Annotated in this window: 25 protein-coding genes; 11 read left to right on the top strand and 14 right to left on the bottom strand. The window is 51.0% G+C overall.

All coding sequences use genetic code 11. The annotated features are described in order from the left end of the window. Positions 1-92 precede the first annotated feature (92 nt). The gene (lpxL, locus tag ACJHWR_RS11735; RefSeq protein ID WP_012311720.1) at positions 93-1,013 is read right to left on the bottom strand and encodes a kdo(2)-lipid IV(A) lauroyltransferase; all 921 of its coding nucleotides are present in this window, start codon (positions 1,011-1,013) and stop codon (positions 93-95) included. Positions 1,014-1,237: 224 nt separating this feature from the next. On the opposite strand from lpxL, the gene ACJHWR_RS11730 reads away from it, so the two are divergent. Beyond that, positions 1,238-2,290: a rhodanese-related sulfurtransferase gene (locus ACJHWR_RS11730; RefSeq protein WP_012311678.1), complete on the top strand. Its 1,053-nt coding sequence runs from the start codon at positions 1,238-1,240 to the stop codon at positions 2,288-2,290. Positions 2,291-2,331: 41 nt separating this feature from the next. On the opposite strand, the gene ACJHWR_RS11725 is transcribed toward ACJHWR_RS11730, so the two are convergent. The 10 genes from ACJHWR_RS11725 to mdtH form a co-directional block, all read right to left on the bottom strand. Next, positions 2,332-2,907, bottom strand: coding sequence for a YceI family protein (locus ACJHWR_RS11725; RefSeq protein ID WP_000749261.1), 576 nt, complete (start codon positions 2,905-2,907; stop codon positions 2,332-2,334). A 3-nt stretch (positions 2,908-2,910) separates the two neighbouring features. Beyond that, positions 2,911-3,477: a cytochrome b gene (locus tag ACJHWR_RS11720; protein ID WP_000011126.1), complete on the bottom strand. Its 567-nt coding sequence runs from the start codon at positions 3,475-3,477 to the stop codon at positions 2,911-2,913. Positions 3,478-3,737: 260 nt separating this feature from the next. Continuing rightward, complete coding sequence (locus ACJHWR_RS11715) at positions 3,738-3,851, bottom strand: YceO family protein (protein ID WP_001253418.1); 114 nt, start codon at positions 3,849-3,851, stop codon at positions 3,738-3,740. A gap of 47 nt (positions 3,852-3,898) precedes the next feature. Further along, the gene (gene solA, locus ACJHWR_RS11710; RefSeq protein WP_000872796.1) at positions 3,899-5,017 is read right to left on the bottom strand and encodes an N-methyl-L-tryptophan oxidase; all 1,119 of its coding nucleotides are present in this window, start codon (positions 5,015-5,017) and stop codon (positions 3,899-3,901) included. 114 nt (positions 5,018-5,131) lie between these two features. After that, the gene (bssS, locus tag ACJHWR_RS11705) at positions 5,132-5,386 is read right to left on the bottom strand and encodes a biofilm formation regulator BssS (protein ID WP_000414437.1); all 255 of its coding nucleotides are present in this window, start codon (positions 5,384-5,386) and stop codon (positions 5,132-5,134) included. 289 nt (positions 5,387-5,675) lie between these two features. Further along, positions 5,676-5,921 (bottom strand): DNA damage-inducible protein I, encoded by a 246-nt coding sequence (dinI, locus tag ACJHWR_RS11700; protein ID WP_001217754.1) that lies wholly within the window; start codon positions 5,919-5,921, stop codon positions 5,676-5,678. 73 nt (positions 5,922-5,994) lie between these two features. Beyond that, positions 5,995-7,041: a dihydroorotase gene (gene pyrC / locus ACJHWR_RS11695; RefSeq protein WP_000126543.1), complete on the bottom strand. Its 1,047-nt coding sequence runs from the start codon at positions 7,039-7,041 to the stop codon at positions 5,995-5,997. Between the two features lie 105 nt (positions 7,042-7,146). Continuing rightward, positions 7,147-7,707: a lipoprotein gene (locus ACJHWR_RS11690; RefSeq protein ID WP_012311885.1), complete on the bottom strand. Its 561-nt coding sequence runs from the start codon at positions 7,705-7,707 to the stop codon at positions 7,147-7,149. A gap of 133 nt (positions 7,708-7,840) precedes the next feature. After that, the gene (gene grxB, locus ACJHWR_RS11685; protein ID WP_000780912.1) at positions 7,841-8,488 is read right to left on the bottom strand and encodes a glutaredoxin 2; all 648 of its coding nucleotides are present in this window, start codon (positions 8,486-8,488) and stop codon (positions 7,841-7,843) included. Between the two features lie 63 nt (positions 8,489-8,551). Then, positions 8,552-9,760, bottom strand: a complete 1,209-nt coding sequence (gene mdtH, locus ACJHWR_RS11680; protein WP_000092207.1) for a multidrug efflux MFS transporter MdtH — start codon at positions 9,758-9,760, stop codon at positions 8,552-8,554. Between the two features lie 235 nt (positions 9,761-9,995). On the opposite strand from mdtH, the gene rimJ reads away from it, so the two are divergent. From rimJ to murJ, 4 genes are all read left to right on the top strand, one after another. Next, positions 9,996-10,580 (top strand): ribosomal protein S5-alanine N-acetyltransferase, encoded by a 585-nt coding sequence (rimJ, locus tag ACJHWR_RS11675; protein WP_000468186.1) that lies wholly within the window; start codon positions 9,996-9,998, stop codon positions 10,578-10,580. Between the two features lie 10 nt (positions 10,581-10,590). Continuing rightward, complete coding sequence (locus tag ACJHWR_RS11670; RefSeq protein WP_000877109.1) at positions 10,591-11,238, top strand: YceH family protein; 648 nt, start codon at positions 10,591-10,593, stop codon at positions 11,236-11,238. Between the two features lies 1 nt (position 11,239). After that, positions 11,240-12,163 carry a Gfo/Idh/MocA family protein gene (locus ACJHWR_RS11665; protein WP_000736133.1) on the top strand — a complete coding sequence of 308 codons (924 nt, stop codon included), beginning with the start codon at positions 11,240-11,242 and terminating at the stop codon, positions 12,161-12,163. Positions 12,164-12,272: 109 nt separating this feature from the next. Beyond that, on the top strand, positions 12,273-13,808 hold the full coding sequence (gene murJ / locus ACJHWR_RS11660) for a murein biosynthesis integral membrane protein MurJ (protein WP_001050672.1): 1,536 nt from the start codon (positions 12,273-12,275) through the stop codon (positions 13,806-13,808). Positions 13,809-13,847: 39 nt separating this feature from the next. Here murJ and flgN read toward each other — a convergent pair whose 3' ends face one another. The 3 genes from flgN to flgA all read right to left on the bottom strand — a co-directional run bounded on the left by flgN (position 13,848) and on the right by flgA (position 15,297). Then, positions 13,848-14,264, bottom strand: coding sequence for a flagella biosynthesis chaperone FlgN (gene flgN / locus ACJHWR_RS11655; protein WP_000197351.1), 417 nt, complete (start codon positions 14,262-14,264; stop codon positions 13,848-13,850). 4 nt (positions 14,265-14,268) lie between these two features. Continuing rightward, positions 14,269-14,562: a flagellar biosynthesis anti-sigma factor FlgM gene (gene flgM / locus ACJHWR_RS11650; protein WP_000020883.1), complete on the bottom strand. Its 294-nt coding sequence runs from the start codon at positions 14,560-14,562 to the stop codon at positions 14,269-14,271. Positions 14,563-14,637: 75 nt separating this feature from the next. After that, positions 14,638-15,297, bottom strand: coding sequence for a flagellar basal body P-ring formation chaperone FlgA (flgA, locus tag ACJHWR_RS11645; RefSeq protein ID WP_000879684.1), 660 nt, complete (start codon positions 15,295-15,297; stop codon positions 14,638-14,640). Between the two features lie 155 nt (positions 15,298-15,452). Here flgA and flgB point away from each other — a divergent pair, with 155 nt between their 5' ends. The 6 genes from flgB (at position 15,453) to flgG (ending at position 19,908) form a co-directional block, all read left to right on the top strand. Continuing rightward, complete coding sequence (flgB, locus tag ACJHWR_RS11640) at positions 15,453-15,869, top strand: flagellar basal body rod protein FlgB (RefSeq protein WP_000884702.1); 417 nt, start codon at positions 15,453-15,455, stop codon at positions 15,867-15,869. A 3-nt stretch (positions 15,870-15,872) separates the two neighbouring features. After that, complete coding sequence (gene flgC / locus ACJHWR_RS11635) at positions 15,873-16,277, top strand: flagellar basal body rod protein FlgC (RefSeq protein ID WP_001196452.1); 405 nt, start codon at positions 15,873-15,875, stop codon at positions 16,275-16,277. A gap of 11 nt (positions 16,278-16,288) precedes the next feature. Further along, a complete protein-coding gene (gene flgD / locus ACJHWR_RS11630; RefSeq protein ID WP_000020471.1) occupies positions 16,289-16,984 on the top strand; it encodes a flagellar hook assembly protein FlgD in 696 nt (231 codons plus the stop codon). Positions 16,985-17,008: 24 nt separating this feature from the next. Beyond that, a complete protein-coding gene (flgE, locus tag ACJHWR_RS11625; protein WP_000885845.1) occupies positions 17,009-18,214 on the top strand; it encodes a flagellar hook protein FlgE in 1,206 nt (401 codons plus the stop codon). A 19-nt stretch (positions 18,215-18,233) separates the two neighbouring features. After that, positions 18,234-18,989: a flagellar basal-body rod protein FlgF gene (gene flgF / locus ACJHWR_RS11620; protein WP_000349311.1), complete on the top strand. Its 756-nt coding sequence runs from the start codon at positions 18,234-18,236 to the stop codon at positions 18,987-18,989. A 136-nt stretch (positions 18,990-19,125) separates the two neighbouring features. Then, on the top strand, positions 19,126-19,908 hold the full coding sequence (gene flgG, locus ACJHWR_RS11615) for a flagellar basal-body rod protein FlgG (RefSeq protein ID WP_000625837.1): 783 nt from the start codon (positions 19,126-19,128) through the stop codon (positions 19,906-19,908). Positions 19,909-19,912: the final 4 nt, after the last annotated feature.

Genomic DNA, 19,912 nt, shown 5'->3' with positions numbered 1-19,912 from the left:
GGGGGCGCAATCCAGAGAGCTTTTATCGCTAAATCAGGGGGATTTGCTGTGGTAATGCCGGATGCCATTCTGAAGCATCCAGCATGGAAGATTTAATAGCGTGAAGGAACGCCTTCCGGGCGTGTTTTAAAGCGACGGTGTAACCACATATACTGCTCTGGTGCCATCATGATGCATTTTTCGACCACTTTGTTCATCCACGCGGCGGTGGTTTCGGCATCATCCAGCGGCGGAGAACACTCTGGCGGCAGTATAATCAACTGATACCCTTTGCCATCTGGCTTACGGCATGGAACGAAGGGCACCAGACATGCGCCGGACATCCGTGCCAGCATCCAGGTTCCGGTCGTGGTCGCAGCCTGCTCAACGGCAAACAACGGGACGAAAACGCTTGAGCGCGGGCCGTAATCATGATCCGGTGCGTACCAGACCACTTCGCCTTTTTTCAGGGCTTTAATCATGCCTTTTAAATCTTTGCGGTCGAGCATCGATTTATTTGAGCGTAAACGGCCCCAGGTTTGTAGCCAGTCAATCAGTGGATTATCGTTCGGGCGGTAAACGCCAATCCCCGGTTCCTGCATACCAAACTGCCGCGCACCAAGCTCCAGTGTCAGAAAATGGATGCCAACTAACAGGATGCCGCGTTTTTGCGCCTGCACGTCACGAATGTGTTCCATGCCGATCACTTCCGTCCAGCGGGCGATTCTGCGGTCCGACCAGAACCACGCCATGCCAGTTTCCATCAGTCCCATGCCAACGGATTCGAAATTCTTCACCACCATTTTACGGCGTTCTTGTTCGCTCATTTCCGGGAAGCACAGTTCCAGGTTGCGATGCACAATTTTTGCGCGTCGTTTCATAAAACGTAACGCAAGTTTTCCTAATCCACAACCGAGGCGGTAGATAACCGGGTAGGGCAATTGCACGACTAACCAAAGTACGCCAATACCCAACCAGGTTAACCAATAACGCGGATGAAGCAGTGCGGTGGAGAACTTGGGTAGATTCGTCATATCAATCCTGTTTTTCAACCTATACGGGCAATTGTATGTATTGTCGCATTTTTTCGTCCGCAACCAAAATTTGTGACTGAAGACTGGGCGAAATTGCCGCGATTGTAAATAACAAATAATTTTTAATGCGCAAATGTAGCGTAAAATGTGTGGATGTTAATTATCGATAATTGCTATATCATGCCGCGGATTTTTACTTTCCCATCTCGCAGGAACCGTACACCATGCCAGTGTTACACAACCGCATTTCCAACGACGCGTTAAAAGCCAAAATGTTGGCTGAGAGCGAACCGCGAACCACCATTTCGTTTTATAAGTATTTCCACATCGCCGATCCTAAGGCGACCCGTGACGCTTTATATCAGCTGTTTACCGCGCTGAATGTTTTTGGGCGAGTGTATCTGGCGCATGAGGGCATTAACGCGCAAATCAGCGTACCTGCGAGCAATGTTGAAACATTTCGCGCGCAGCTTTATGCCTTCGACCCGGCTTTAGAGGGCTTACGCCTGAATATCGCGTTGGAAGATGACGGGAAATCCTTCTGGGTACTGCGCATGAAGGTCCGCGATCGTATCGTTGCCGACGGTATTGACGATCCTCACTTTGATGCCAGCAATGTGGGTGAGTATCTGCAAGCGGCGGAAGTGAACGCCATGCTTGACGATCCCGATGCATTGTTTATCGACATGCGTAACCACTATGAGTATGAAGTGGGGCACTTTGAAAACGCGCTGGAAATTCCGGCAGATACCTTCCGTGAGCAGCTGCCAAAAGCAGTTGAGATGATGCAGGCACATAAAGATAAAAAAATCGTCATGTACTGCACCGGCGGCATTCGTTGTGAAAAAGCCAGTGCCTGGATGAAACATAACGGATTCAATAAAGTCTGGCATATCGAGGGTGGAATTATTGAATACGCCCGTAAGGCGCGCGAGCAGGGCTTGCCGGTGCGTTTTATTGGCAAAAATTTTGTTTTTGACGAGCGGATGGGCGAACGTATATCTGATGAGATTATCGCGCATTGCCACCAGTGCGGTGCGCCGTGCGACAGCCATACCAACTGTAAAAATGATGGCTGCCATCTGCTTTTTATTCAGTGTCCAGTATGTGCGGAAAAATACAAAGGTTGTTGTAGTGAGATTTGCTGCGAAGAAAGCGCGTTACCGCCAGAGGAACAGCGACGCCGTCGGGCAGGACGTGAAAATGGCAATAAGATCTTTAATAAGTCTCGTGGACGTCTGAATACAACACTGGGCATTCCTGATCCAACAGAGTAAATATCATTGCCGGATGCGTGCCATCCGGCAACATTTCACTCTTACTTCTGCTGTACGCCTTCCACTGAAATAATCAGATCCACTTCCTGAGAAGCTGGACCTAAATCTGTTTTGATATTGAAGTCCTTGAGCTTAATTTTGCCTTCGGCCTCGAAGCCTGCACGTTTACCACCCCACGGGTCGTCGCCTTGACCAATTAATTTCGCTTCCAGCGTGACGGGTTTGGTTACGCCATTCAGCGTCAGATCGCCGGTAATATCCAGTTCGTCACCGTCTTTCTTCACGCTGGTGGAGGTGAATGTTGCCTGTGGATATTTTGCAGTATTGAGGAAATCTGCACTGCGAAGATGTTTATCGCGTTCGGCGTGATTAGTATCGACGCTGGTGGTGTTAATTGTCACATTCACTTTATCGGCAGCCGGATTTTTTTCATCAAAGGTAAAAGTACCGTCGAAATCTTTAAAGGTGCCATATAACCAGCTATAGCCAAGATGCTGGATGCGGAAGTTAACAAAGGCGTGCTGACCTTCTTTGTCAATTTTGTAATCGGCGGCAACCGCTGAACCGGCAGAGAACATCAGGGAAGCGAAGGTTAAACCAAGCAGGCTTTTTTTCATTTTTTATACTCCATAGTCAGATGACGACTTTCCCAGCATGCGCTTCAGAGTGTCGTCTTTATCGATGAAATGATGCTTCAGGGCCATAAATCCATGCATAACGGACAGTACTACGACGCTCCACGCGAGCCAAAAATGCAGGGCACCGGCAAAGTCAGCCTGTGCGCCAGCGTCGGCGAGGGTCGCGGGGACGTCAAACCAGCCAAAAACGCTGATCGGTTTACCATCGGCAGTTGAGATCAGATAGCCGCTGATGCCGATGGCGAACAGCAATAGGTACAATGCGAGATGTCCAGCCTTTGCGCCAAGACGAGTCATTGACGAATAACTTTGCAGCGGACCCGGCGGTGGAGATATGACGCGCCACAGAACGCGAATAACCAGCCCCATCATTAACAAAATACCGATGCTTTTATGCAGTTCGGGTGCTTTGTGATACCAGCCATCGTAATAACTGAGCGTGACCATCCACAGACCTAAAGCAAACATGCCGTAGACAATAATTGCGCTTATCCAATGTAAGGCCGCAGATATAACACCATAGCGTTCAGGGGTATTTGTGAATGACATAAGTGCATCCAAAACGAATTTGCGAGAGAAAGAAAATGGCGTGTCGGAGAATGAATTGCAACACAAAAATAACAAATCGAATGATATTTATTTTTATTTCAATAATTTTGAATTAATAATGAAAGAATCTTCATAAGTTTAGTGGGTTCAGCATCAGAGATGTCTGGTGAGTGCTGTTGAAGCAGGAATAATCTCATTCAATTTTTCACGCTAAATGAAAGGGAGATTAAATATTTGTCAGTTTATGTCAGTGCGGAAAACTAAAAATAAAACACATAGATCAGATCCATAATTGCCAACAATCCCCAGAGAAAAAGATAAAGCATCAGATGCTCGCGAATATTATTGATGAGATAGTGCAACAGCCGACGCATTAAATACTCCTGTAAAAACGGCCTCATTCTGGAGGCCGTAATGATGATTATTGGAAGCGGGAAAGCCTGAATGGCGTCAAATCAAAATCGCTTTTTTTGTCTTGCGCAAAATCGGCAGCTATTTCCCCTAAAACTGACGCAAATTTAAAACCGTGCCCACTCAGGCCGGTAATGAGCAGTGTATTATCGTGGGCGGGTAGAGTATCGATAATAAAATCCTCGTCAGGAGAATTATCATAGGTGCAGGCAGCGCCGTACAGGCAGCAACCGATACCCGGCAACACATTGCGCAAGAACGGGAAGGCTTCCGAACCATCGCTGACCACTTCCGCAAACGGAACACGTTCATCCGCTGAATGGATAACCTGGCCTCCGTTATGTTTGCCAATCTTCAACGCGTCGTTTTCTGCCGGAAAACCATAATATTGATCGCCATTGGGCAGTTCACCGGTAAACGCCGGGAATTTATTCTTCACGCTATAGCGACCATCGGCCTGATACCAGGCAAATACTTTGCGTACGGGCTGGACAGGCAGCTCCGGGAGTAGGTCTTTTACCCATGTTCCCGCGCAGACAATCGCTTTTTTCGCCTGATACTCACCGTCTGCCGTTTCAATAGTTACGCCATCATCGTCATGACGAATTTCGGTGACCGGGCAGTTGAACAGCTGCGCACAGCCCGCTTCCTTCGCCAGTTGGATCCAGGTTTTAATCGCCAGTTCGCTGCGCAAAAAACCGGAATCAGTTTCAAATAAACCGATGTAGTTGTCCGGGACGCGTATTTCTGGCCAGCGGGCCATAATCCCTTGCGCGTCGAGCTGTTCAACGTTGAGTTGCCACTGTTCGGCGCTGTGGGCGACGTTGGCGAGAAATGCTGAGTCAGCCGGACCGAGGTTAATGACACCAGAGCGTACAAAAATGGGATCATCTTCGTTGTGGCGGGAAAGTTCATCCCACAGCATTTGCGCGCGGAGGACCAGCGGGACATACTTTTCGCCTTCACCATAAGCATGGCGAATTAATCGCGTATCGCCGTGGTGGCTGCCGTGTTGATGCGGTGGCATATGGGCGTCGGTCATTAGCACGTTTAAACCGGCGCGGGTTGCATAATACCCGGCGGCAGCGCCTACGGAACCGCTGCCAATAATGATGAGATCGTATTTCATTTTTTTCTCTCTGCTCTCATGGTTTAAGCAGAGTAATTAACTGAATGCAGATATACAACCCAGAAATGGTAAAGGCACCGGTGAGGTGCCTTTTGGGTGGATGGTCATGTCATGTTAATGACGCCGATACTCGTTTACCGGGAAATCACCGGATTCAATTTTGGCGATTCCTGCTTCTAATATCGAAATAAATTGTCTGGCAACATCAGTGGTTAACCAGAGCGTCTGACCAACTTCAGTCCCTTCCTGCTCGGACTTATTTGGGGTCTGGTAGTGCAAACGCAACATCAGCGCATCATAGCTATCAACGGTGCTGATGTCCCACCCTACGAGCGGATGAGTCTGAATGACTTCATTATTTTTTTCCATCATGGCCCCCTAATTCGTGTTACTAGACAACGTTATTCGAGGTTCAATGCGTTTTTATCTGAAGCAACTTCAGTATACCAATAAGTAAGGGTATTCACCGAATTTTTAAAGGGGGGAACAGATAAATTTCTGCTTTTAAGATTTATATGAACAATAAAACAGCATGTCATTCATATTTTTTTAGCATATTGTGCAATTATTTTGAGGAAGTGTAGAAATTTTGTACTCACAATTCGCAAGTAAAATAAAAAAGCCGGGGCGACCCGGCAAAAACAAAAATCACTGCATATTATTCGCTGACAAACCAGTCATCGGCGCTTTCCCACGTTTCCTGGAGAATTTCGCTAATGCGCTGTTTATCTTCTTTTGTTGCGCCAATAACCGATAAATTATTCGCTGCGGCATAACGTACCGATACGTGGCCTTCATTATCAGGAAACGCATACTGAATACGGCGGGAAAGTTCGCCAGCCAGGGCGTCAATAGCCCCAGCTGGCAATGGAGAAGTTTTCGCTATGGTGACTTCAATTCGCATAATAGCCCCCTGTTGAATATACTGGTTATTTATACAGGCAAAATAACCTAATGACAACAGGAAGCTACGATTTTTATTGTTTAACGGACCAGCGTACCGTTTCCCCAGCGAGGAATGGCACCAGGGTGTCATCAGTCAGTGCGATGCTTTCAGCAACCTGTTGCTCTTCACGTACCAGTTCGATGAATGTGTCGTTGACCGGCAAGCCATAGAACTGCGGGCCGTTTACAGAACAGAATGCTTCAAAGTGCTGCAAAGCATTCATCTCTTCAAAGACGGTAGCGTAACTGCCCAGCGCGGTTGGGGCGTTGAAACAGCCCGCGCAGCCGCAGCTGCTCTCTTTGCGATGACGTGCATGTGGCGCAGAATCCGTTCCGAGGAATACACGATTAAAACCGCTGGCGACCAGTTCACGCAATGCCTGTTGGTGGATATTGCGTTTGAGGATGGGTAGACAATACAGGTGCGGACGCACGCCACCAACCAGCATATGGTTGCGGTTAAACATCAGATGCTGCGGAGTGATGGTGGCAGCCAGCCGTTCATTTCCGTCACGGACATAGTCGGCAGCATCTTTGGTGGTGATGTGCTCAAAAACGACTTTCAGCGCAGTCAGACGCTGGCGTAGCGGTTCCATCACGCTTTCTATAAAGCGCGCTTCACGATCAAAAATGTCGATATCTGCATGTGTCACTTCACCATGCACCAGTAGCGGCATACCGATTTTTTCCATGCGCTCAAGTACCGGCATGATTGCGTCAACTGACGTAACGCCGTGGCTGGAGTTAGTGGTTGCGTTTGCCGGATAAAGTTTTGCAGCGGTGAACACGCCTTCGTTAAATCCGCGCTCCAGCTCATTAGGATCCAGCGAATCTGTTAAATAACAGGTCATCAGCGGGGTGAAATCGTGCCCGGCAGGTACGGCGTCAAGAATGCGCTGGCGATACGCCACGGCAGCCTCAACGGTGGTCACGGGCGGAGCCAGATTGGGCATTACGATAGCCCGTCCATAAATTTCGCTGGTATACGGCACGACAGTTTTTAACATGTCGCCATCGCGGAGGTGAAGGTGCCAGTCGTCTGGGCGGCGGATCTTTAATACCTGGGATGGTGCAGTCATTAATCTCTATGCTCCGGCTGAAGGGATGTTTTTGCCGGACACAAAGGATAAGCGGAAACGTTTTCCTTTGCACGAAAAATAAAGGGCGCGAATGCGCCCTCGTGATTAATCAGTAAACGGAATGACAATTTCGCCTGGCTTCACTTCAATGCCTTTCGCCAGTTTCTTCGCCATTGCTTCGCCCTGGCTGCCATCTTCGCGCAGGACGTAAGCAGGTTGCTGGTTAAAGTAATTGCGTAATGCCTGGTTCAAATAGGGGAGCAACGTTTGCATCACCGTTTGCATTTTTTCCGGTTGTACCGTCGCATCGACCACTTCAATCTCTTTCAGGAAGATCGCGCCTTTTTCTTTATCAAACACGGGCAGCGCTTTCAGCTTCAGTTTCATGGTCGCTTTCTGGCTACCGAACAGGGAGTTCATGTCCAGATTGGCGTCTCCGGTTAGGGTAACCTTATTCGGCTCTTCGCGACCAATTTGGCTGGTCAGGTTTGTCAGAACAATATGGGCGTCAGCCACGCCGGGTAAACCGATATCTTTTGAGAAATTATTATGTTTCGCAAGCGACTGGTTAATTTCTTGTTCGGTGATGGTGTATTGGGTGAGTTGATTACAGCCAACGAGCAGGCCACTGACGATCAATGCAGCGGCAAATAAAAACTTGTTCATGGTAGTCCTCGACATGAAATCTGCGTCAATATCCTGACACAACGCAGCATGTGTCACCAGCGATAAACGCGCCAGCAGAAAAAACTGAAAACGGCGGCAACCCGCGAATACAGGCTGCCGCGGCGGGTCAGTATTAAATCGCCATTGATGATAACAAATTGATTTGTGTCTGTTTCGCCATATTATCGCGGTAATCAGCAACGCGGCTTGGCCAGTTAATTCCGGCTACCAGCGTCAGATTACGCAGCAGCGGAAATAGCTGAATATCATCTTCCGAAAGTTCGCCATTCACGGCGTTCGGTTTGACGATCAGTTTGTCCAGCGCACGTAAATCATCGCTGATATTCTTAATCAGACCGTCAGAGTGGGCCAGCAGGTCGGCAAAATTACCCGCGCTGGCCTCTTTCTTGTCGACGAAATATTTGCGCGCGGCAGGAGTAGAAAACTCATCAAATGCCGATTTGGCAAAACGCGGCAACAGCAGTTTGTTGGCGTAGCCATTGACCTTGCGCAGCCACTCTTCAATGGCAGGGGAACGTTTGCCGGTCAGTAACGGTTTGCCGTCGAGTTTATCGACATAGTGAACGATGTCCATGCTTTCTGGCATATAGCGGCTGTCATCTTTTTGCAGAATGGGAACCTGTTTTTGACCGACCATCCGGGTGGGTGTTTCTGCGTCGTCGTTGAGCAGAACATGTAATTCGACGGGGATATTTTTCAGGCCGAAAATCATGCGGGCTTTGAGGCAGTAAGGGCAGTGATCGTAAATGTATAGCTTCACGTGACTCCTCCATTTGGCTGTCAGTTCACTTTCAGTATGGAGGAGTCAGGGGGGAGTATCAAATCAGGCGTCGCGTTCAAGCAAACGACGCGCGGTGCGTTTCTGGCTAAACTGCCAACCCAGCGCAAGGAAAGTGAAGATGCCAATAATGCCCAGCATCATCCACGGAAGCTCTGGCTGGTGCGCCGATTTGCCCAGGTCAAACAGCCAGCCGCCACCGATATAACCAATAGCGCCGCCAATCGCCAGACCCAGACGGCTAAACCCCATATAGCTGCCGCGAGCTCTTGCGTCTGCCAGCGAAGCACTTAAGGTTTCACGCGCAGGCTCGGCAATGATCGACCCGATATAAAACAGACAAATCAGGGTGAAAAGTTGTTGCAGACCGCTGACCATGCCCACTGGCATCATGCTTAATGACATTATCAACAGCCCAGCCATCAACCGATGTTCCAGACGAAAATGCTTTTCACTCCAGCGGGCGATAGGATAGAGCAACGTTAACGACAGACACGCTTCAATGGCATACATCCATTTAACGGCAGAGGGCGCGCCAGCCACGTCGTTGACCATAATTGGCAGCATCAGCATCACTTGTACAGCCAGCATGTAGTAACCCGCCAGCGTCAGGACATAGGTGACAAAACGCTTGTCGCGCATCACGCGGGTCATGCCTTCGCGAACGGGCGTGCGTACGGTGGAGAGTTTCCATGCCGGTAACAACCACGCATTGAACGCTGCACACAGCACAAACAAAACTGCCCCTGTGGCGCAGACCAGGCGAAAGTCGTATTGCAACAGCCAGCTCCCCAACAATGCGCCAATGACCGCACCGGCACTGTCCTGCATCATCAACAGCGAAAAAAAACGACCACGCTGTTGTGGACGGATTAGTTTCACCACCAGCGCCGAACGCGGAGGATCAAACAACGTGCCGCCGAGTCCCGAAAGCAGGCATGAAAACCACAGTAGCCACGGTTCGTGGGCGATACCCATTGTGGCGAATCCGGCGGCACGCATCAGCATACCGGTAACAATCATCGGTTTGGCACCAAAGCGGTCGGCAATTGCTCCGCCGAAAATACCCAGACCTTGCTGAATAAACTGGCGTAGGCCGAGGGCAATACCGACCATGACGGCGGCCCAGCCCATTTGATCAACGAAGCGGATAGAGATCAGCGGGAAGACAACAAAGAACCCCAGCACGACCAGCATATTATCGATGAGCAGGAAATATTTACCCAGGTTCCTCGCCTGCGACACGCGGGACATTTCCCCTCCCGGGAAATAAAAGATGAGCACTTTCTATTCTGCATTGCCGCTAAGACTTTTCCCATCACTTCGGGGACAATATTTTTTTATCAAAACGTCGCTTTGATAGAGAGTTTTTATCAAATATGTGAATAATGCAGAAAATGGCATTCTGGACTTTTCACAGGGTCTGGTTGCGCAGGTATAGTAATACTTACAGCGTATTAAAGACGTTACGGGAAGGAGTAGGTATAGAATGTTTGGCTATCGCAGTAACGTGCCAAAAGTGCGCTTAACCACAGACCGACTGGTCGTGCGTCTGGTGCATGATCGTGATGCCTGGCGTCTTGCGGATTATTACGCAGAGAATCGCCATTTCCTCAAGCCCTGGGAGCCAGTGCGCGACGAAAGCCACTGTTATCCATCAGGCTGGCAGGCCAGGCTAGGGATGATTAACGAATTTCATAAACAAGGTTCAGCTTTCTACTTTGGCTTATTCGACCCGGACGAAAAAGAGATTATTGGCGTTGCCAATTTTTCCAATGTTGTTCGTGGCTCTTTTCATGCCTGCTATCTCGGTTATTCGATTGGGCAAAAATGGCAGGGCAAAGGACTCATGTTTGAAGCCCTGACCGCAGCCATTCGTTATATGCAGCGCACCCAACATATTCATCGCATTATGGCTAATTATATGCCGCACAATAAACGCAGCGGTGATTTACTGGCGCGACTGGGTTTTGAAAAAGAAGGCTATGCGAAAGACTATCTGTTGATTGATGGACAATGGCGCGATCACGTACTGACGGCATTAACTACCCCAGACTGGACGCCCGGCCGCTAAGGAGAATCTCATGAAATATCAACTTACTGCCCTTGAAGCTCGCGTGATTGGTTGCTTGCTGGAAAAGCAGGTGACCACGCCGGAGCAATACCCGCTCTCAGTCAATGGTGTAGTCACGGCCTGTAATCAGAAAACGAACCGTGAACCGGTCATGAATCTGAGTGAATCCGAAGTGCAGGAACAGCTGGATAATCTGGTCAAACGTCATTATCTACGCACAGTGAGCGGTTTTGGTAATCGGGTCACCAAATATGAGCAACGTTTTTGTAATTCAGAATTTGGCGATCTGAAACTGAGCGCCGCAGAAGTGGCGTTAATCACCACGTTGTTATTGCGTGGTGCCCAGACGCCGGGTGAACTGCGCAGCCGCGCCGCGCGAATGTATGAATTCAGCGATATGGCGGAAGTGGAGTCGACGCTGGAACAACTGGCAAATCGCGAAGATGGTCCTTTTGTGGTGCGTCTGGCCCGCGAACCGGGTAAACGTGAAAGCCGCTACATGCATCTTTTCAGTGGTGAGGTTGAAGATCAGCCGGCGGTGATGGATATGTCGAACGCGGTTGACGGTGATTTACAGGCACGCGTCGAAGCCCTGGAAATCGAAGTGGCAGAACTGAAACAGCGTCTTGATTCGTTGCTGGCCCATCTGGGAGATTAAAGTGAAAAAATTACGTATCGGCGTAGTGGGGTTAGGCGGCATCGCGCAAAAAGCGTGGTTACCGGTGCTGGCGGCAGCGTCTGACTGGACGTTACAAGGTGCGTGGTCGCCTACGCGCGCCAAAGCCCTGCCAATTTGTGACAGCTGGCGCATTCCTTATGCTGATTCGTTATCCAGCCTTGCCGCCAGTTGCGATGCGGTTTTTGTGCATTCCAGCACCGCCAGCCACTTTGACGTGGTCAGTACGTTACTCAATGCGGGGGGACATGTCTGTGTCGATAAACCGCTGGCAGAAAATCTGCGCGATGCTGAACGGCTGGTGGAACTGGCGGCGCGGAAAAAATTGACGTTGATGGTCGGTTTTAACCGTCGTTTCGCACCACTCTACGGTGAGTTAAAAACGCAACTCGCCACCGCAGCCTCGCTAAGAATGGATAAACATCGTAGCAATAGCGTCGGGCCACACGATCTTTATTTCACGTTGCTGGATGATTATCTGCATGTGGTGGATACCGCGCTGTGGTTGTCGGGCGGTAAAGCCTCTCTGGATGGCGGTACGCTACTGACTAATGACGCTGGCGAAATGCTGTTTGCCGAGCACCATTTTTCGGCCGGTCCTTTGCAGATCACCACCTGTATGCATCGCCGTGCCGGAAGTCAGCGTGAAACCGTGCAGGCCGTGACTGACGGTGCGCTCATCGACATTACGGATATGCGCGAATGGCGTGAGGAGCGCGGGCAGGGCGTAGTGCATAAACCGATTCTTGGTTGGCAGAGTACGCTTGAGCAACGTGGATTTGTCGGCTGTGCGCGGCACTTCATTGAATGCGTGCAAAATCAGACAGTTCCGCAAACCGCCGGCGAACAGGCAGTGCTGGCGCAACGTATCGTTGACAAGATCTGGCGCGATGCGATGAGTGAATAAACCCTGTAACATCTGGCGGTAGCAATTCACCATAATCCAGGTAGACTATTCGCCTCTTTCAGCGCCTGCCTTGCAGGCGTTTTGCCCGTGGGTCTGGATTAGAACACCGATGAATTTATTAAAATCGCTGGCCGCCGTCAGCTCGATGACCATGTTTTCGCGTGTGCTTGGCTTCGCACGTGACGCAATTGTCGCCAGAATCTTTGGCGCAGGGATGGCAACCGACGCCTTTTTCGTCGCTTTTAAACTTCCTAACTTGTTGCGCCGTATTTTTGCCGAAGGGGCATTTTCCCAGGCATTTGTACCGATTCTGGCGGAATATAAAAGCAAGCAGGGTGAAGACGCCACGCGGGTCTTTGTCTCTTATGTTTCTGGCCTGCTGACACTTGCGCTGGCGGTTGTGACGGTCGCTGGCATGCTCGCTGCACCGTGGGTGATCATGGTGACCGCGCCTGGCTTCGCTGACACTGCCGACAAATTTGCCCTGACCAGCCAGCTACTAAAGATAACCTTTCCCTATATCTTGCTGATCTCCCTGGCGTCGCTGGTGGGAGCGATTCTGAATACCTGGAACCGCTTCTCAATTCCGGCGTTTGCCCCGACATTGCTCAATATCAGCATGATTGGCTTTGCGCTGTTTGCCGCACCGTACTTTAATCCACCGGTGCTGGCGCTGGCCTGGGCTGTTACGGTCGGCGGCATCCTGCAGCTGGTGTATCAGCTACCGCATCTGAAGAAGATCGGCATGCTGGTTTTGCCACGCATTAACTTCCACGATGCCGGAGCAATGCGCGTGGTGAAACAGATGGGACCGGCGATCCTTGGCGTCTCTGTGAGCCAGATCTCCTTAATCATCAACACCATTTTTGCCTCGTTTCTTGCTTCCGGTTCGGTGTCTTGGATGTATTACGCCGACCGCTTAATGGAGTTTCCGTCCGGTGTACTGGGCGTGGCGCTTGGCACCATTTTGCTGCCGTCGCTGTCGAAAAGTTTTGCCAGTGGCAATCATGATGAATACAACCGTTTGATGGACTGGGGGCTGCGTCTTTGTTTCCTGTTGGCGCTGCCGAGTGCGGTTGCGTTGGGCATTCTTTCCGGTCCGTTAACCGTTTCGCTGTTCCAGTACGGTAAATTTACCGCCTTTGATGCGCTGATGACCCAGCGGGCGTTAATTGCCTACTCGGTGGGTTTGATTGGCCTGATTGTAGTGAAAGTGTTGGCTCCTGGCTTTTATTCCCGCCAGGACATTAAAACGCCAGTGAAAATTGCCATCGTTACGCTGATTTTAACGCAATTGATGAACCTGGCGTTTATCGGTCCGTTGAAACATGCCGGGCTGTCACTTTCTATTGGTCTGGCGGCGTGTCTGAATGCTTCGCTGCTTTACTGGCAGTTGCGTAAGCAGAAAATCTTTACCCCGCAACCTGGCTGGATGGCGTTTCTGTTGCGTCTGGTAGTGGCGGTACTGGTGATGTCGGGCGTGCTTTTAGGTATGTTACATATCATGCCGGAGTGGTCATTGGGTACCATGCCCTGGCGCTTACTGCGTTTAATGGCGGTCGTGCTGGCGGGGATTGCCGCGTACTTCGCTGCACTGGCGGTACTGGGCTTCAAAGTTAAAGAATTTGCCCGCCGGACGGTGTAACAATGCATTCCGGCCTGCAGTGCAGGCCGGAGATAATCTTCAGATCGAAATCTTTTTACTGCCGCGATGGGTTGTTGAGGTCTGACCGTTCGCCCCATATAGCGTCGGTTCCTGATGCGGTTTCAACATTTCCAGCGCCTGTTGATTGCGCTCAATCTGTCCTTCCAGTAACCAGCCGTTATGTTGATTCATTTGACGTAGTTGCTGCGTTTTCACAGTAATTTCCTGCCAGCGTTGACTAATATCAACGCTATTTGCTGAATTGGGTTCTTTCCTGCGTAACTGTTCGAGGTAATCCAGCGTCGCCAGCAGTGAGCTTTTTTGTTCTGTAATCCATTGCAACTGGCTGCCGTTGATCTGCCCCATTGAGAGATGTTGCTGCTCTTGATCCATTACCGTTTTGAGATCGTTAAGCACAGCGGACATCTGGTCGAGGATCTCTGCAAGACGCGTCATACGATCAGTTACTCTGCAAGTCTTGCTGCGCTTCGTTGATCAGCGCATCGGCAATTTTGCCGGTGTCCATTTTTAGTTCACCGTTACGAATCGCCAGCTTTAACGCTTCGACACGTTCAGGATTGATATCACTGCTGCCGGGTTGCATCAGTTTTGCTTGCGCGTCGCTTAACGTCACACTGGTGCTGGTGGCGGCGGTTGTTTTTGCCGCCCGGGTATTCGTTACCGGCGCGTCAGTGGTTTCACGCGGTTGAACGGTGCTTACGGGCTTCAGAGGTGAAGTGCGGTCAATACTCATGGTTTATTCCTCATTGAGGGCGCTTTTATCATGTGTTGCTTATTTATCGGCAAGGGACGGGTAATCTTTAACAGCTTACAGGTTTATAAGAATATTCCCATCTGCATCAACAACGCCGCTGACCACCTGTCCCGATACCATGCGCACCCGCGCATTCTGTGCGACGGCAGCATTGTTCAGCGCCTGACCTTCTGCGTTGGCGCTAAACCCATCACCGCTGGCGATCACGTTGACGCGTTGTCCCGCTTTTACCCGCCATGCCTGGCGAAACTGGGTTAACTGGATAGGTTGATCGGGTGATATATCGCGCAGGCTAACGGCATCAACAAGTTGATTGATATCCAGCACCGTACGCGGTGGCAGGGTATCCAGCCTGCCGCGTTTCAGTTTGACATTGCCAGCTTCCAGTTTTCCTCCCCGCACAATGGGCATCGCGGCAACCACATAATTTCCTGTAGCCTGCACATTAACTTGTAAATATCGTTTGTCGTTACCGCAGCGAGCCAACACATTCACATTGCCCCACAGGCGGGAATTATTGCTCATCGAAAGCAATGGCTGCTCGCACGGCGGTAGTAGATTGGGCGCTGTACGAATAGAAACACGAACCTCATCACTTACCCCCGCGAGCTGGGCGCTAAAAAAGGTGTGCAATTGCGATGTGAGATTGCTCGCCGCACTTAACGGACTGAACAGTATCGCGATGATCGCCACGCGACGTTTTATTGCCAGCATTTTCGCCCCCCAGCCATTTCTACAACGTGAATTGTACCTGTCCGCAATGACCATCAACGGCATAAATAGCGACCCATTTTGCGTTTATTCCGCCGATAACGCGCGCGTAAAGGCATTTAAGCTGATGGCAGAATTTTGATACCTGCGGAGGAGATATGCTCGATAAGCTCGACGCCGCCTTACGTTTTCAACAAGAGGCGCTCAATCTGCGCGCCCAGCGTCAGGAAGTGCTGGCAGCAAACATCGCCAATGCCGATACCCCTGGTTATCAGGCTCGCGATATCGATTTTGCCAGTGAACTTAAAAAAGTCATGCAACGTGGACGGGATGCAACAAGTGTGGTTGCACTGACGATGACCTCAACGCAACACATTCCGGCGCAGGCGCTGACGCCTCCTACCGCAGAACTGCAATACCGTATTCCGGACCAGCCTTCGCTTGACGGTAATACCGTCGATATGGATCGCGAACGCACCCAGTTTGCCGATAACAGCCTGCAATACCAGATGAGCCTTAGCGCGTTGAGCGGGCAAATCAAAGGCATGATGAACGTTTTACAGAGCGGAAATTAACGGATGGCACTGCTGAATATTTTTGATATCGCCGGTTCGGCGTTAACTGCCCAGTCCCAGCGCCTGAACGTGGCGGCCAGTAATCTGGCGAATGCTGATAGCTTGACCGGTCCCGATGGACAGCCATATCGGGCAAAACAGGTGGTATTTCAGGTTAACGCTGCGCCAGGTGCTGCGACAGGCGGCGTAAAAGTTGCCGATGTTATAGAAAGTCAGGCCCCGGACAAACTGGTTTATGAACCGGGTAATCCGCTGGCGGATGCAAAGGGCTACGTGAAAATGCCAAACGTTGATGTCGTCGGGGAGATGGTTAACACCATGTCGGCGTCACGCAGTTATCAGGCCAATGTTGAAGTGCTCAACACGGTGAAAAGCATGATGCTGAAAACCCTTACGCTCGGTCAATAAAGGAGAAAGCTATGTCCATTGCGGTAACAACCACCGATCCGACAAATACCGGCGTCAGCACCACCAGTAGTAGTTCGCTCACGGGCAGCAACGCCGCAGATTTACAAAGCAGTTTTCTGACTTTGTTGGTGGCGCAGCTGAAAAACCAGGACCCGACCAATCCAATGGAAAACAACGAGCTGACGTCGCAATTGGCACAAATCAGCACGGTCAGCGGGATTGAAAAACTCAATACCACGCTCGGATCTATTTCCGGACAGATTGATAACAGCCAGTCGTTACAGGCCAGTAACCTGATCGGTCACGGTGTGATGATCCCCGGTACCACAGTTCTTGCGGGAACCGGCAGTGATGAAGGGGCTGTGACCACGACCACGCCGTTTGGTGTTGAGCTGCAACAGGCGGCAGACAAAGTTACGGCCACCATCACCGATAAAAACGGTGCAGTTGTCCGTACCATTGATATCGGTGAACTGACTGCCGGAGTCCACAGTTTCACCTGGGACGGTACGTTGACTGACGGCAGCACTGCGCCGAACGGTTCTTACAATGTAGCGATTAGCGCCAGTAGCGGTGGTACACAACTGGTTGCCCAGCCGCTGCAGTTTGCTCTGGTGCAGGGTGTGATCCGCGGCAACAACGGTAATACGCTGGATCTCGGCACTTACGGCACCACCACCCTCGACGAAGTACGGCAGATAATTTAAGCCTTCACATTTCAGGAGTCAGTCATGGCCTTTTCTCAAGCGGTTAGCGGATTAAACGCTGCCGCCACCAACCTCGATGTTATTGGCAACAATATCGCCAACTCCGCCACCTACGGCTTTAAATCAGGCACGGCCTCTTTTGCCGATATGTTTGCCGGTTCGAAAGTGGGACTGGGGGTAAAAGTTGCCGGTATCACTCAGGACTTTACCGATGGCACGACCACCAACACCGGGCGAGGTCTGGACGTTGCTATCAGCCAGAACGGTTTTTTCCGTCTGGTAGACAGCAACGGTTCGGTGTTCTACAGCCGTAACGGACAATTTAAGCTGGATGAAAACCGTAACCTGGTGAATATGCAAGGTTTACAGCTGACGGGTTACCCGGCAACCGGTACGCCGCCGACTATTCAGCAAGGGGCGAATCCGACCAATATTTCGATCCCGAATACCCTGATGGCAGCGAAAACTACCACCACGGCGTCGATGCAGATCAACCTGAATTCCAGTGATCCGCTTCCCTCTGTTAAAGCATTCGATGCCAGCAATGCGGATAGCTATAACAAAAAAGGTTCGGTGACTGTTTTCGATAGTCAGGGTAATGCTCATGATATGAGCGTTTATTTTGTGAAGACCGGGGATAACAACTGGGATGTTTACACCCTGGATAGCAGTGATCCAACAGGCACAGCTAACCCTGCAACGACGCTGGTGTTTAATGCCAATGGCGTTCTGACCTCAGATCCAACAAAGGATATTACCACCGGCGCAATTAACGGCGCAGATCCCGCCACGTTTAGCCTGAGCTTCCTCAACTCCATGCAGCAAAATACCGGCGCGAACAACATTGTGGCAACCACCCAGAACGGCTACAAACCGGGCGATCTGGTGAGTTATCAAATCAATGATGACGGTACGGTTGTCGGCAACTATTCCAACGAACAAACCCAACTGCTGGGGCAGATTGTACTGGCGAACTTTGCCAACAACGAAGGTCTGGCATCCGAAGGCGACAACGTCTGGTCTGCGACGCAATCTTCTGGCGTGGCGCTGTTGGGGACAGCCGGGACGGGCAACTTTGGCACCCTGACCAACGGTGCGCTGGAAGCGTCCAACGTCGATCTCAGTAAAGAACTGGTCAATATGATCGTTGCCCAGCGTAACTATCAGTCTAACGCCCAGACCATCAAAACCCAGGACCAGATCCTCAACACGCTGGTTAACTTACGCTAATCGCTGACGGGATAGCTCAATGGATCACGCAATTTATACCGCGATGGGAGCAGCCAGCCAGACGCTGAATCAACAGGCGGTAACCGCCAGTAATCTGGCCAATGCCTCTACGCCCGGTTTTCGCGCGCAGTTAAACGCCTTGCGCGCAGTGCCGGTGGAAGGGCTTTCACTGCCCACGCGCACGCTGGTAACGGCGTCAACGCCGGGTGCAGACATGACGCCCGGTAAGATGGATTACACCTCGCGCCCGCTGGACGTTGCGTTGCAGCAGGATGGCTGGCTGGCCGTGCAGACCGCTGACGGTAGCGAAGGGTATACGCGTAATGGCAGCATTCAGGTTGATCCCACCGGGCAACTGACAATTCAGGGACATCCGGTGATAGGCGAGGCTGGGCCAATTGCTGTGCCGGAAGGGGCGGAAATCACTATTGCTGCCGATGGCACAATCTCGGCGCTGAATCCGGGCGATCCGGCAAATACGGTTGCGCCAGTGGGGCGTCTGAAACTGGTGAAAGCCACGGGCAGCGAAGTGCAGCGCGGTGACGACGGCATTTTTCGTTTAAGCGCGGAAAGCCAGGCCACGCGTGGGCCGGTACTGCAGGCAGATCCAACCTTGCGTGTGATGTCGGGAGTTCTGGAAGGCAGTAACGTCAATGCCGTTGCGGCAATGAGCGACATGATTGCCAGCGCGCGGCGTTTTGAAATGCAGATGAAGGTGATCAGCAGCGTCGATGATAACGCAGGCCGTGCCAACCAACTGCTGTCGATGAGTTAATTAAACGATTGATGACATTGCAATAAAAGCGCGCGGACTATTCTCTCGCCCATTTTGGGAGAGGTTAGGGTGAGGGGAAATTCGCACCGTCGCGTGCTTCTGCTCTGCTTGTCACTAATCCACTACAGGACAATTTATGATCAGTTCATTATGGATCGCCAAAACGGGCCTTGACGCCCAGCAAACCAATATGGACGTCATTGCCAACAACCTGGCAAACGTTAGTACCAACGGTTTTAAGCGTCAGCGCGCGGTGTTTGAAGATCTGCTGTATCAAACCATTCGCCAGCCGGGGGCACAGTCTTCCGAACAAACCACCTTACCATCCGGATTACAAATCGGTACGGGGGTACGCCCGGTCGCCACTGAACGCTTACACAGCCAGGGCAACCTGTCGCAAACCAATAACAGCAAAGATGTCGCGATTAAAGGGCAGGGCTTTTTCCAGGTGATGTTGCCAGATGGCTCATCAGCCTATACCCGTGACGGCTCTTTCCAGGTGGATCAGAACGGGCAGCTGGTGACGGCTGGTGGTTTTCAGGTGCAGCCAGCGATCACCATTCCGGCGAATGCGTTAAGTATCACCATCGGTCGTGATGGCGTGGTCAGCGTAACCCAACAAGGCCAGGCAGCTCCGGTTCAGGTTGGGCAGCTCAATCTCACCACCTTTATGAATGATACCGGACTGGAGAGTATTGGCGAAAACCTCTACACCGAAACGCAATCCTCCGGTGCACCGAACGAAAGCACGCCGGGCCTGAACGGCGCGGGACTGCTGTATCAAGGGTATGTTGAAACGTCTAACGTCAACGTGGCGGAAGAACTGGTCAATATGATTCAGGTGCAACGCGCTTACGAAATCAACAGTAAAGCGGTATCCACCACCGATCAGATGCTGCAAAAACTGACGCAACTCTAAGGCA

The organism is Escherichia sp. WS568 (assembly GCF_046486085.1).
In the GTDB taxonomy this organism is placed as follows: Bacteria; Pseudomonadota; Gammaproteobacteria; order Enterobacterales; family Enterobacteriaceae; genus Escherichia; species Escherichia coli.
Note: the sequence above shows the minus strand (reverse complement) of the source record. Positions and strands in the feature narration are given on the sequence as shown.